The sequence below is a fragment of the Streptomyces sp. NA02950 genome (genome assembly GCF_013364155.1).
Lineage (GTDB): Bacteria > Actinomycetota > Actinomycetes > Streptomycetales > Streptomycetaceae > Streptomyces.
Window position 1 is genome coordinate 7288813 of record NZ_CP054916.1, and the last position, 12483, is coordinate 7301295.

11 protein-coding genes are annotated in these 12483 nt (G+C 72.0%); 5 read left to right on the forward strand and 6 right to left on the reverse strand.

All coding sequences use genetic code 11. The features are described 5' to 3' along the window. Positions 1 to 345 precede the first annotated feature (345 nt). Positions 346 to 534 carry a hypothetical protein gene (locus tag HUT19_RS32080; RefSeq protein ID WP_176178461.1) on the reverse strand — a complete coding sequence of 63 codons (189 nt, stop codon included), beginning with the start codon at positions 532 to 534 and terminating at the stop codon, positions 346 to 348. 104 nt (positions 535 to 638) lie between these two features. Here HUT19_RS32080 and HUT19_RS32085 point away from each other — a divergent pair, with 104 nt between their 5' ends. Both HUT19_RS32085 and HUT19_RS32090 read left to right on the forward strand, forming a co-directional pair. After that, positions 639 to 2057: an aldehyde dehydrogenase family protein gene (locus HUT19_RS32085; protein WP_176183798.1), complete on the forward strand. Its 1419-nt coding sequence runs from the start codon at positions 639 to 641 to the stop codon at positions 2055 to 2057. Positions 2058 to 2230: 173 nt separating this feature from the next. Next, positions 2231 to 3313, forward strand: a complete 1083-nt coding sequence (locus HUT19_RS32090; protein WP_176183799.1) for a zinc-binding dehydrogenase — start codon at positions 2231 to 2233, stop codon at positions 3311 to 3313. 55 nt (positions 3314 to 3368) lie between these two features. On the opposite strand, the gene HUT19_RS32095 is transcribed toward HUT19_RS32090, so the two are convergent. Together HUT19_RS32095 and HUT19_RS32100 are read right to left on the reverse strand one after the other, a co-directional pair. Next, entirely contained in the window at positions 3369 to 3887 is a 519-nt protein-coding gene (locus HUT19_RS32095) for a DUF402 domain-containing protein (RefSeq protein ID WP_176183800.1), read from the reverse strand. A 222-nt stretch (positions 3888 to 4109) separates the two neighbouring features. Further along, positions 4110 to 4745 (reverse strand): TetR/AcrR family transcriptional regulator, encoded by a 636-nt coding sequence (locus HUT19_RS32100; protein ID WP_176183801.1) that lies wholly within the window; start codon positions 4743 to 4745, stop codon positions 4110 to 4112. Positions 4746 to 4810: 65 nt separating this feature from the next. Between HUT19_RS32100 and HUT19_RS32105 the strand changes: the two genes are divergently transcribed. Together HUT19_RS32105 and HUT19_RS32110 are read left to right on the forward strand one after the other, a co-directional pair. Next, positions 4811 to 5962, forward strand: coding sequence for an acyl-CoA dehydrogenase family protein (locus HUT19_RS32105; protein ID WP_176183802.1), 1152 nt, complete (start codon positions 4811 to 4813; stop codon positions 5960 to 5962). Positions 5963 to 6042: 80 nt separating this feature from the next. Further along, positions 6043 to 6672: a TetR family transcriptional regulator gene (locus HUT19_RS32110; RefSeq protein WP_176183803.1), complete on the forward strand. Its 630-nt coding sequence runs from the start codon at positions 6043 to 6045 to the stop codon at positions 6670 to 6672. Positions 6673 to 6697: 25 nt separating this feature from the next. On the opposite strand, the gene HUT19_RS32115 is transcribed toward HUT19_RS32110, so the two are convergent. Then, positions 6698 to 7159 (reverse strand): MaoC family dehydratase, encoded by a 462-nt coding sequence (locus tag HUT19_RS32115; protein ID WP_176183804.1) that lies wholly within the window; start codon positions 7157 to 7159, stop codon positions 6698 to 6700. A gap of 235 nt (positions 7160 to 7394) precedes the next feature. Beyond that, positions 7395 to 8009 (reverse strand): hypothetical protein, encoded by a 615-nt coding sequence (locus HUT19_RS32120; protein ID WP_176183805.1) that lies wholly within the window; start codon positions 8007 to 8009, stop codon positions 7395 to 7397. 213 nt (positions 8010 to 8222) lie between these two features. On the opposite strand from HUT19_RS32120, the gene HUT19_RS32125 reads away from it, so the two are divergent. Continuing rightward, a complete protein-coding gene (locus HUT19_RS32125) occupies positions 8223 to 11039 on the forward strand; it encodes a penicillin acylase family protein (RefSeq protein ID WP_176183806.1) in 2817 nt (938 codons plus the stop codon). Positions 11040 to 11138: 99 nt separating this feature from the next. Here the strand turns inward: HUT19_RS32125 and HUT19_RS32130 are convergent, their stop codons facing one another. Beyond that, positions 11139 to 12431 carry a serine-threonine protein kinase gene (locus HUT19_RS32130; RefSeq protein WP_176183807.1) on the reverse strand — a complete coding sequence of 431 codons (1293 nt, stop codon included), beginning with the start codon at positions 12429 to 12431 and terminating at the stop codon, positions 11139 to 11141. Positions 12432 to 12483: the final 52 nt, after the last annotated feature.

The window sequence follows — 12483 nt, forward strand, 5'->3', positions numbered from 1 at the left end:
GAGTGAGCCCGGAGTGGCGCCATTCGTGCGGGTCCCAGCCCGCGTCCTGCACGCCGGGCAGTGCCGTGTGGGCGTCGAGCATGGCGCGAGCCTGCCCGTACGGCAGCCGCGCGAGTCCGGTATCCGGGCAGCCGTCGCGCGGGCTGACGACCTTGCCGGGGCCCGGCTCGCGGTGGGTGACGAACACCGTCCGCGGGTGCGGCCCTTGATCAGGCGGGGCAGAGGACGGGCTCTCCAGCGCGAAGTCCTCGCGCGGGGCGCCCCGGCGCCGGGTGCGAGGCCGGCGCCCTTCGACCTCACGGGGCCGTTGACGCCGAGGACCTCCTCCGCCCGCGCGCACGTCTCCTACAGCATCCCCCACAGCGTCTTCTCCCGGCGATGGACGTCACGGCGGGCGATCAGCCGGTCGATCGGGCCAGGTGAGGTGGGCTCGCCCCGGTGGCACCTCTGGCCGGGAGAGGAGGCCACCGGGGCGCGGGCGACCGGCGGCGACACCGCCGGAGGGCCCCCGTGGCCGGGCCGGTGCGGTGTCACCGGCCCGCAGGGTGACAAACGGCACCCGGCACCCCCTCTGTCGCGCGAAAACTACCGTCGCTAGTTTGTTGTTCTGCCAGTAAGTGCCGACGCGGGAGGGTGCGATGAAGGCCCATGACGGGATGTACATCGACGGGGCATGGCGGCCGTCCGCCGGTGCCGACACGATCGAGGTCGTGAATCCGGCCGACGAGACGGTCATCGCCACCGTGCCCACGGGGACGGCCGAGGACGTGGACGCCGCCGTGCGGGCCGCCCGCGCCGCCTTCCCCGCCTGGGCGGCCACCCCGCCCGCCGAACGCGCCGCCCGGCTCACGGCCCTGCACGACGCGCTCGCCGAGCGCCGCGAGGAGATCGCCGGAACCGTCACCGCCGAACTCGGCGCACCCCTGGCCTTCTCCCGCGCGGTCCACGCCGATCTGCCGATCACCGTGGCCGGTACGTACGCCCGGCTCGCGGATTCGTACGCCTTCGAGGAGACGGTCGGCAACTCCACGGTGTGGCAGGAGCCGGTCGGCGTCGTCGGCGCGATCACCCCGTGGAACTATCCGCTGCACCAGATCGTCGCCAAGGTCGCACCGGCCCTGGCCGCCGGATGCACCGTTGTCCTCAAGCCCGCCGAGAACACCCCGCTGACCGCGCAGCTCTTCGCGGAGGCGGTCGACGCGGCCGGGCTCCCGGCCGGAGTGTTCAACCTGGTCACCGGGCTCGGCCCGGTCGCGGGCGAGGCACTGGCCGGACACGAGGACGTGGATCTGGTCTCCTTCACCGGCTCCACCGCCGTCGGCAGGCGGATCGGCGCGACCGCGGGCGCGGCCGTCAAGCGCGTCGCCCTCGAACTGGGCGGCAAGTCCGCCAACGTCATCCTGCCGGGCGCCGATCTGACCAAGGCGGTCAAGGTCGGAGTGGCCAATGTGCTCGCCAACTCCGGCCAGACGTGCAGCGCCTGGACCCGGATGCTGGTGGACGCCGACCGCTACGACGAGGCCGTGGAACTGGCCGCGGCCGCCGCCGCGAAGTACGCCCCCGGCGATCCGGCCGACGAGACCACCCGGCTCGGCCCCGTCGTCAGCGCCGCCCAGCGCGACCGGGTGCGCGGCTACATCGAGCGCGGCGTCGAGGAGGGCGCGCGGCTGGTCGCCGGCGGCCCGGAGGCCCCCGGGGACCGGGAGCGCGGGTACTGGATCGCCCCGACGGTCTTCGCGGACGTCACCCCCGGCATGACCATCGCCCAGGAGGAGATCTTCGGCCCGGTCATCTCCCTGATGCGCTACACGGACGAGGAGGAGGCGCTGCGGATCGCCAACGGCACCGTCTACGGGCTGGCGGGCGCGGTCTGGGCGGCCGACGACGCCACGGCGGCGGCTTTCGCCCGCCGGATGGACACCGGCCAGGTCGACATCAACGGTGGCCGCTTCAACCCGCTCGCCCCCTTCGGCGGCTACAAGCAGTCGGGCGTGGGGCGTGAACTGGGCGCGCACGGACTGGCGGAGTACCTCCAGACCAAGTCGCTCCAGTTCTGACCCGCGACCGTTCTGACCCGCGACCGTTCTGACCCGCGACCGTTCTGACCCGCGACCGTTCTGACCCGCGACCGTTCTGATCCACGACCGTTCTGATCCATGAGCGCCGCCCGTGTGCCCGCGCCGCCGTCCGTGATACGTACGAGCCGACGACCATCCAGAGGAGCCCGTCCATGACCCGAGCCGCCGTACTCCCCGCCGTCGGCGCCCCGCTCCGGCTTGCCGAGATCGACCTACCGGCCCCCGGCCCGGGGCAGGTACGGGTGCGGCTGGCGGCGGCCGGGGTGTGCCACTCCGATCTGTCGCTGTCCAACGGCACCCTGCGCCAGCCCGTTCCGGCCGTCCTCGGCCACGAGGGCTCGGGCACCGTCAGCGCCGTGGGCGAGGGCGTCACCGCGGTCGCCCCCGGTGACCGGGTCGTCCTCAACTGGGCCCCGTCCTGCGGGGAGTGCCACCACTGCGGGCTCGGCGAGCCGTGGCTGTGCGCGGGCGCGGGCACTGCCGCCACCGTGCCGTACGCCAAGCTGGCCGACGGCGGTGACGAGCTGTACCCGGGCCTGGGCACCGCCGCGTTCGCCGAGGAGACCGTGGTGCCCGCGCACGCCGTCCTCCCGCTGCCCGAGGGGGTGCCGCTGGCCGACGCCGCGCTGCTCGGCTGTGCGGTGCTCACCGGCTACGGCGCGGTGCACCACAGCGCCGCGGTCCGCGCCGGGGAGTCGGTCGCCGTCTTCGGTGTCGGCGGGGTGGGGCTCGCGGTGCTCCAGGCGGCGCGGATCGCGGGCGCGGGCACGGTGATCGCGGTGGACGTCTCCCCGGAGAAGGAGGAGCTGGCCCGCGCCTCGGGTGCCACCGAGTTCCTGCTGGCCGATGCCGACACCGCCAAGCGGATCCGCTCCCTCACCGGCGGCCACGGGACGGACGTGGCCATCGAGTGCGTCGGCCGCGCGGAGACCATCCGCACCGCCTGGTCCGCCACCCGGCGCGGGGGCCGGACCACCGTCGTCGGGATCGGCGGCAAGGACCAGCAGGTGTCCTTCTCCGCCCTGGAGCTGTTCTACTTCGGCCGGACGCTCTCGGGCTGTGTCTACGGCAACAGCGACCCGGCCCGCGATCTGCCGGTGCTCGCCGAGCACATCCGCGAGGGCCGCCTCGACCTGTCGGTGATGGTGACCGGGCGGATCGGGCTGGACGGGATCCCGGCGGCGTTCGACGCGATGGTCGGCGGCCGCGGCGGGCGGGCGCTCGTGGTGTTCTGACGGGCGCGCCCCGGTGAGGGGTGCGGGGCCACCCATGGCCTCGGGACGGCGGCGCTCAGGACGGGGCGCCGTCGACCATGTCCAGCCATCGGTGGCGTTCGCCGCCGAACGGCCGGGCCCCCTGGGTGACGGCCGTCAGCAGCCACCGTCCGGCCGCCTCGGCCTCGGCGACGACATCGGCCGGATAGCCGAAGCGCACCTGGTGTTCGGCGAACTCGTCCTGGTCCACCAGCCGGGTGTCCCCGTCCTTGCGCTTGCGCACGACGTCGAGGTCCAGGTCCACCATGGTGACCTCGTCCGGGGAGACCCACTCGGGAGGCGTGGTGATGTCGCAGTACACCTCGGTCTCCCGCGGTGCGGCGTTGAACGCCGCGGTCCACCACGCCCCGCGCGGGAAGAGGATCACATGGGCGACGGCGAGGGGGACGTCGGGGCCGTGGCCCTTGCGCATCACCGAGCCGCCGGGCAGGCCCAGCCAGACGCCGTGTTCGTCCTCGCCCAGTCTGCGCATCCGCAGATTCCAGTGCAGAGTGCCGTCGTACTTGGTGTAGTTGACCTGGACGAGCTGTGGCATGGGGCCGATCCTAAGGGCTGTCCCGCCATCCTCAGCGGGCTCCCGACGCCGGCTACGGCCGCCCCCAGGCTTCGCCCGGGAGGTGCCCCCTGCCGCGTTGTCGGGATCGCCCGAGTACGCCCGGTACGAGGACGGCCCTCCGCCTTGCGATGACCGCATCCGGCGCCGCTCGCTGATCCACTGGGGATCACAGGACAGCCCTTGGCCAGCACCGGCCCTACCTCACCTGGCATCTTCTCCGTACAGCTGGTCCAGCCCGGCCACCAGCGCCCGCAGGCCCGTCTCGAACGCGCCCTCGTCCACCTGCTCCTGGTGCCCGGCCAGCAGATGCGCCTGGCCCAGATGCGGATAGTCGGCCGGGTCGTAGGCGCCCGCGTCGTTGACGAAGCCGCGGGCGAAGGAGCCCAGCGCCGATCCGGCGACGAAGTAGCGCATCAGGGCACCGATCCGGGTGGCGTGCGCGGGCGGCCAGCCCGCCTTCACCATGCCGCCGAAGACGGCGTCCGCCATCCGCAGCCCGGCCGGGCGGCGGCCGGGCCCCTGGGCGAGGAACGGCACGATGTGCGGATGCGCGGTGAGCGCCGCGCGGTAGGAGCGGCCCCACTCCAGCAGCGCCGTACGCCAGTCCTCGCCGCCTTCGAACATCGAGATGTCGACCTGGGCGATCACGGTGTCGGCGACCGCGTCCAGGATCTCGTCCTTGGTCGTGAAGTGGTTGTACAGGGACGGTCCGCTGACCCCGAGCTCGGCGGCCAGCCGCCGGGTGGACACCGCCGTGAGTCCTTCGGAGTCCACCAGCGCGAGGGCGACCGTGACGATGCGCTCACGGCTGAGGAGGGGCTTGCGGGGACGGGCCATGCGGCACATAGTAGAGGCTCCGCAGGTAAAACTAGCAGTGCTAATTAAAGGGTGGAAGGTGGCCCATGGATCTCGCGCTCACCGAGGAGCAGACCGCGGCACGGCAGCTGGCCAGGGACTTCGTGGAACGCGAGGTCACCCCGTACGCCGCCGAATGGGACCGTGCCGAACGGGTGGACCGGGCGATCGTGGGCAAACTGGGCGCGCTCGGCTTCCTGGGGCTCACCGTCCCGGAGAGTTACGGCGGCAGTGGCGGTGATCACCTCAGCTATGTCCTGGTCACCGAGGAGCTGGGACGCGGTGACTCCGCGGTGCGCGGCATCGTCTCCGTCTCCCTCGGCCTGGTCGCCAAGTCGGTGGCCGCCTGGGGGAGCGAGGAGCAGAAGCGCCAGTGGCTGCCGCGGCTGTGCTCGGGCGAGGCGGTGGGCTGCTTCGGGCTCACCGAACCCGGGACCGGTTCGGACGCCGCCCAGCTGACCACCCGCGCGCTCCGCGACGGCGACGACTATGTGATCAGCGGTACCAAGACCTTCATCACCAACGGCACCTGGGCGGATGTGGTGCTGCTCTTCGCCCGCACCGGCGCCGAGCCAGGCCACCGGGGGATCAGCGCCTTCCTGGTGCCCACCGACACCCCGGGGCTCGTCCGCCGGGAGATCCACGGCAAGCTGGGGCTGCGCGGCCAGGCCACCGCCGAACTGGTCCTGGACGACGTCCGGGTGCCCGCCTCGGCGCGGATCGCCCCGGAGGGCAAGGGATTCTCGGTCGCCATGTCCGCCCTCGCCAAGGGGCGGATGTCGGTGGCCGCCGGATGTGTCGGCATCGCCCAGGCGGCACTGGACGCGGCGGTGCGGTACGCGGGGGAGCGCGAGCAGTTCGGCCGGGCCATCGCCCATCACCAGCTGGTCCAGGAGCTGATCTCGGACATCGCGGTGGACGTGGCCGCCGCCCGGCTGCTGACCTGGCAGGTGGCCGACCATATCGACCGGGGGCTGCCGTTCACCGCCGAGTCCTCCGTGGCCAAGCTCTACGCGAGCGAGGCGGCGGTGCGCTGCGCCAACAACGCGCTCCAGGTCTTCGGCGGCTACGGGTACATCGATGAGTACCCGGTGGGCAAACTGCTGCGGGACGCCCGGGTGATGACCCTCTACGAGGGCACCAGCCAGATCCAGAAGCTGTTGATCGGTCGCTCCCTCACCGGGGTCTCGGCCTTCTGAACGGGGGCTCCACCCGGCCGGGCGGGACAGTGCCCGCCGCCCTCTAAGCGCTTGCTCACTCTCCGTGTAGGGTGTCCGCCATGAACGCGGAGCCGAAGAAGGACGAGGGTGCGGCCGAGGTGTGGGGCGGTATCACCCCGGACGCGGCCCGGCGGCTGGTGACCGCCGCCGTGCACGCCTTCGCGGAGCGCGGCTACCACGCCACCACCACCCGGGACATCGCGGGCCGCGCCGGGATGAGCCCGGCCGCCCTCTACATCCACTACAAGACCAAGGAAGAGCTGCTCTACCAGATCAGCAAGGTCGGCCATGAGCGCGCCCTGGAGATCGTGGAGAAGGCCCGGGACGCCGGTGGCACCCCCGCCGAGCGGCTGACCCACGCCGTACACGCCTTCGTCCGCTGGCACGCCGAGCACCATACGACCGCGCGGGTGGTCCAGTACGAGCTGGGCGCGCTGGGCGAGGAGCACCACGCCGAGGTCATCGCCATCCGCAAGGCGACGGACGGCGCGGTGCGCGCGATCCTCGAGGACGGGGTGCGGGCCGGGGAGTTCGACGTAGCGGACGTCCGGGGCGCCACGGTGGCGGTGCTGTCGCTGTGCATCGACGTCGCCCGCTGGTTCAACGCTCAGGGCCGCAGCACCCCGGACGAGGTCGGCGAGCTGTACGCCGGACTCGTCCTGCGGATGGTGGGGGCCGAGGGCCGCTGACGAGCCCCCACCCGGAAGGCCGCCGTCAGGGGTAGTAGCGGACCACGATCTCCGCCACACACGCCGGCTTGTCGCCGCCCTCCCGTTCGAGGGTGACCACCAGCGTCAACTGGACGCCGTCGGTGACCTCGGTCAGCTCCCTGATCCGGGCGGTGGCCCGCAGCCGGGAGCCGACCGGGACGGGGGAGGGGAAACGGACCTTGTTCACGCCGTAGTTGATCCCCATTCGCACCCCGTCGACCCGCATCAGCTGCGGGGTGAACGCGGGCAGCAGGGACAGTGTGAGATAGCCGTGGGCGATCGTCGTGCCGAAGGGACCCTGGGCCGCCTTCTCGGCGTCCACATGGATCCACTGGTGGTCGTCGGTCGCGTCGGCGAACAGGTCGATCCTCTTCTGGTCGATCTCCAGCCAGTCGCTGGGGCCGAGTTCCTGGCCGATCGCGGACCGCAGCTCATCGGTCGAGGTGAAAATCCTGGGCTCTGCCATGCTGATGCCTCCTGAGCAGCTTACTAAGCGCTTGCTCAGCATCTCGGGTGACCTTCGCCGTGTCAACGCGCCCCGGCGTCCTTCCCTCTGTCGGCGGCTGCCGGGAGCCGCAGGGCGGTCATCGGCGCGGCCCGGACGGTGTGGCCCGGACGGAGAGGCGCGCCCGCCGGGCCCGAGGGGTACGGGCATCCTGGGCGAGCGCGCCGTGACGACGGGGCTCAGGGCGGCCCGGGCGTCACACGGTGGCGTACCGCCGGCTGTCGCACCGGGCGCGCCGCGCGGCCGACAGTGCCTCGGTGGTCAGCAGGGGAACCGGCACCACGATGCCGCAGTCGCCGCAGACCGGTCCGGCCGAGGGGTAGCGGTCCAGGTCCTCGCGCCAGGCCAGCCGCTCCTGTCCGCAGACCGGGCAGGCGGAACCGGGCCCCGACTCCATCGCCGATATCAGTCGGCGCAGCACATCGGGGAGCGGGCCTTCGGGGTGTGTCGAGGGGCTCTCGCACGGCATGATGTCGCATCCGCCCCAGGTGTGCAGGTGCCAGTCGTCGACGGCGCTGGGCTGGCGGATGCCGATGAGTTTCTCCTCGCGTCGCCGGGCGGCGAAGTCCGCCTCGTACGCGAGCCAGAGGGTGCGGGCCTCCTCGAGTTCCTCGAGGGCCGTGATCAGGCGCAGCGGTTCGGGCTCCCGGTCCTCCGGGAGGATTCCCGTCCTGGTGCACAGATGGTGCCAGGTCGCCCGGTGCCCGTACGGCGCGAACCGCTCGAGGCATTTGCGCAGCGAGGTGCGCCGGGCGGTGATGTGTCTGCGAGGATTGCGAACTTCTCGTGCGAGTGCTCTGAAACCGGCCACTTCGTACCACCTCCGCAATCGCGGACCCGACTCGTTGTGGAATGGACGTAACGGAGCGCGATCCGGATCCATCGGATTCCCCGGAAGTTGGCGAATAGGCCGATCCGTGCCCTCAATGACCGTGAATGCACCGTGAAGTTGACGGCTGCTCATCTTCCAGCCGTGTCATACCGCCGGTAACCTCCGTCGCATCGGCAACCGGGAGGAGCGAGTATGCGACCAAGGACCGGCAAGCTCACCAGTACCGTGATAGCCGCGGCCGCCGTGCTGGGCCTCGGGGCCGCGCTCGCGGCACCCCTGCCGCAACCGGCCCGGGCGGCCCCCGCCGCCCCGGCGGCCACCGATTACTGCCACGGCCAGTGCGCCGACATCCTCCCGCCCGGGGCCAACGGCAACGCGACCCTCGTCGAGATCCTCGGCAACCGGGCGTTCGGCACCCACCCCGCGCACAGCACCGACCAGCTCGGCCCGTACAACGACCTGGCCGGGGCCTATCCGGCCCTCACCGATGACAAGCTGACCAGCTTCTTCAACGACTCCTCCTTCGGTGTCCCCGCCGACCAGGTGGCGTCCGTCACCACGCCCCGCAACGACGTCACCATCACCCGGGACAAGAAGACCGGGGTCCCCCACATCCAGGGCACCACCCGCGAGGGCACCGAGTTCGGCGCCGGATACGCCGCCGCCCAGGACCGGTTGTGGCTGATGGACCTCTTCCGCCACGTCGGCCGTGGCGAACTCACCTCCTTCGCCGGTGGCGCCGCCGCCAACCAGGGTCTGGAGCAGGACTTCTTCCGCCAGGCGCCCTACAAGGAGGAGGACTACCAGGCCCAGATCGACTCGATCCTGGCCCACGGCGGAGAGCGCGGGAAACAGGCGCTGGCCGACGCCCAGGCGTATGTGGACGGCATCAACGCCTATGCCAAGAAGTCCAAGGACGGCCGCTACTTCCCCGGCGAGTACGTGCTCACCGGCCATATCGACGCGATCACCAACGCCGGTGAGATCCAGCCGTTCAAACTCACCGATCTGATAGCCCTCGCCTCCGTCGTCGGCGCCCTCTTCGGCAACGGCGGAGGCGGTGAGGTGCAGGGCGCGCTCTCGCTGCTCGCCGCCCAGCAGAAGTACGGCCTCGCCGAGGGCACCAAGGTGTGGGAGTCCTTCCGGCAGCGCAACGACCCCGAGGCGGTGCAGACCGTCCACGACGGCAGCAGCTTCCCCTACGGGGGCAAACCGGCCGACGCCAAGGGCACGGCCATGCCCGACAGCGGCTCGGTCAGCCCCGAACAGCTCGTCTACGACCGCACGGGCGGCGCCACCAAGGACCGCGTCAAGGTGAAGGCCCCGACGCGCTCCCTGGAGAAGCTGCGCGGCATCTACGACAACGGCGTACTGCCCCGCGATCTGTTCAGCCGGAAGAAGGGCATGTCCAACGCGCTCGTGGTCTCCGGCAAGTACACCGCCGGCGGCCACCCCGTCGCCGTCTTCGGCCCGCAGACCGGCTACTTCGCCCCGCAGCTGCTGATGCTCCAGGAGCTCCAGGGGCCCGGGATCAGCGCACGCGGCGCCTCGTTCGCGGGCGTCGGGATGTACGTCCAGCTCGGCCGCGGCCAGGACTACGCCTGGAGCGCCACCACCTCCGGCCAGGACATCACCGACACCTACGCGGTCGAACTGTGCTCCCCGGACGGCGGCACCCCCACCAAGGACGCCACCCACTACCGCTACCACGGCGACTGCGTACCGATGGAGAAGCTGGAGCGGCGCAACGCCTGGAAGCCCACGCCGGCCGACTCCACCGCCGCGGGCTCCTACCGGCTCCAGGTCTACCGCACCGCATACGGCCTGGTGACCCATCGCGCCACCGTCGGCGGCAAACCCGTCGCCTACACCTCGCTGCGCGCCACCTACCGTCACGAGGCCGACTCCATCATCGGCTTCCAGATGCTCAACGACCCCGGACATGTGAAGGACCCGAAGTCCTTCCAGACCGCGGTCCAGAACATCAACTACACCTTCAACTGGTTCTACGCCGACTCCCGGCAGACCGCGTACTACAACAGCGGGCTCAACCCCGCCCGGGCCGCCGACATCGACTCCTCGCTGCCGGTCAAGGCCGAACCGGCCTATGAGTGGCGGGACTTCGACCCGGCCGACAACACCGCCGCCTACACCCCGCCCGCCGAACATCCCCAGTCCATCGACCAGGACTACTACATCAGCTGGAACAACAAGCTGGCCAAGGACTACGCCGCGGCCGGGTTCGGCAACGGCTCGGTGCACCGCGGCAACCTCCTCGACGACCGGGTGCGCGCACTGGTCAAGAAGGGCGGGGTGACCCGCGCCGCGCTCACCCGCGCCATGGCCGAGGCAGCCGTCACCGATCTGCGCGGTGAGGACGTCCTGCCCGAACTGCTGAAGGTGGTGCGGTCCAAGCCCATCGACGACCCGGCGGCGGCCACGGCGGTACAGCAGCTGGAGTCCTGGCGCACCGCGGGCGCACAGCGCCGGGAGACCAGCGCCGGTTCGCACACCTACAGCCACCCGGACGCCGTGCGGATCATGGACGCGTGGTGGCCGCTGCTGGTGGAGTCCGCGTTCAAACCCGGTCTGGGCAGCGAGCTCTACGACGCCCTGAAGAGCAATGTGGCCATCGACGAACCGCCGTCGGCGGGCCACGGCCCCACCGGATCGCACGCCGGATCCTCCTTCCAGAACGGCTGGTGGTCCTATGTCGACAAGGATCTGCGGAAGGTGCTCGGCGAGGACGTCAAGGGCCCGCTGGCCAAGACCTACTGCGGCGGCGGTGACCTCGGCACCTGCCGCGACGCCCTGCTGACCACCCTCGAGCGGGCCGCCGCCAAGAGCGCCACCGAGGTCTATCCGGGCGACGACAGCTGCAAGGCGGGCGACCAGTGGTGCGCCGACGCGATCATCCACCGGGCGGTCGGCGGCATCACCCACCACACCATCAGCTGGCAGAACCGCCCCACCTACCAGCAGGTCGTGGAGTTCCCCGCACACCGCTGAGGTGCCGCGTACGCTCCGGCAAACGACGGATGAACCGCTGAACCGCTGAACCCCCGCCCCCCGGGGCCCCACGGCCCGGGGGGGCGTTCCGGCGTCCGGTCAGCGTCCGGCGATCCGCCCGGCGGCGAGCACCACCCGCGCCAGTTCCTCATGGCAGATGTCGCTGTGCGCACCGGCGGGCGGCCCGCCGTGCCGTACGACGGACGACACGTCCACGCTCACACAGCCGTCCTGCGGGAACGGCCCCTCCAGCGCCTCGGCCAGATCCAGCCGCGCACAGCCGGCCACGGCCTGGATCCCGCCGTGGCCCATCGCCCCCCAGCGGGCGTCACCGCGGCCCAGCAGCGAGGAGTCGTCCCGTGCCGCCCGTGACGCCAGCGGGTACAGCACCCCCAGCGCGGTGTCATGGCGCGAGTGACAGGACACCAGCGGCCCGCGCACCCGCCCCCGGTCGGCCCGCAGCGCACCGCCGCGGTCGGCGGCGTGCGGCAGCCGCTCGGCGAACGCGTAGTGCGAGAAGGCCCCCTGGAGCAGGGTCAGCGACGCCACGGTGGTGTCCCCCGGCAGCCCGCCCAGCGCGTACGACACCAGACGGCCGCCGAAACTGTGGCCCACCAGATGGATTCGCACCCCGGGCCGCCCGGCCGCCACCGCGCCGAGCGCCGGGCCCAGACCGTCCCGCCCGACCGTGCCCGCCCGTCGCTTCATCGCGTAGTAGGTGGTCTGCCGCAGCAGCTCCCGGGCCCCGTCCCACAGCCCGCCGAATCCGCCTCCGAACAGCCCGGGGCCCCGCTCCTCCGCCTCGGCCAGCGCGGTGGCGAACAGCTCGCAGTAGGCGGTGCCCTCCTCGCCCAGCATCGCGGGGAGCTCGTCCCCGTCCACATCCGGTGCGTACAGCGCCGCGCCGGACCCCTCGGGCACCCGGGCCAGACCGCGCACCAGCACCGTGAACTCGTCCAGCGCCGAGGCCCGTTCGGGCCGCTCGGCCAGTAGCTGGGCCAGCCGCGCCACCATCTGCCCCCGACCGGGGAAGACCGTCTCCAGGGCGCCGCGCGTGCCCTCGTCGAGCCCGGGCTCCGCCCCGGCCGCCGCCGTCGGCGGAAACGCGGGCACCGCCTCGTCGGTGAACCGCATCGACGGCCACATCACCCCGGCATAGCCGAGCCGCACCCCCGCGGCCTTCCCCAGCAATCCGGGAAAGGGAGCGAAAAAGCGTTCGTAGAGCGCGGTGGCCATCGCGCGGTCGTTGTTCCACCCGTGGGCGAACACCACCAGATCGGTGATGCCCTGCTGTTCGACCTGTTCGGTCAGCCGGTCACGCTGCCGGGTGTCGACATCCCCGTCCGCATCGAATCTCAGCTCCCAGTACGGCCGCACTTTCATCCCCGTCATGGCTGTTCCTCTCGGCTGGTCCGATCCGCGTGCATCGTCCCAACCACCCCGT

Bases quoted from the DNA above. Each gene is read 5' to 3' on its own strand.
- HUT19_RS32095 (WP_176183800.1), bottom strand. From the start codon at position 3,887: ATGCCACAGCTCGTCCAGGTCAACTACACCAAGTACGACGGCACTCTG.
- HUT19_RS32125 (WP_176183806.1), top strand. From the start codon at position 8,223: ATGCGACCAAGGACCGGCAAGCTCACCAGTACCGTGATAGCCGCGGCC.
- HUT19_RS32110 (WP_176183803.1), top strand. From the start codon at position 6,043: ATGAACGCGGAGCCGAAGAAGGACGAGGGTGCGGCCGAGGTGTGGGGC.
- HUT19_RS32105 (WP_176183802.1), top strand. From the start codon at position 4,811: ATGGATCTCGCGCTCACCGAGGAGCAGACCGCGGCACGGCAGCTGGCC.
- HUT19_RS32100 (WP_176183801.1), bottom strand. From the start codon at position 4,745: ATGGCCCGTCCCCGCAAGCCCCTCCTCAGCCGTGAGCGCATCGTCACG.
- HUT19_RS32115 (WP_176183804.1), bottom strand. From the start codon at position 7,159: ATGGCAGAGCCCAGGATTTTCACCTCGACCGATGAGCTGCGGTCCGCG.
- HUT19_RS32130 (WP_176183807.1), bottom strand. From the start codon at position 12,431: ATGACGGGGATGAAAGTGCGGCCGTACTGGGAGCTGAGATTCGATGCG.
- HUT19_RS32085 (WP_176183798.1), top strand. From the start codon at position 639: ATGAAGGCCCATGACGGGATGTACATCGACGGGGCATGGCGGCCGTCC.
- HUT19_RS32090 (WP_176183799.1), top strand. From the start codon at position 2,231: ATGACCCGAGCCGCCGTACTCCCCGCCGTCGGCGCCCCGCTCCGGCTT.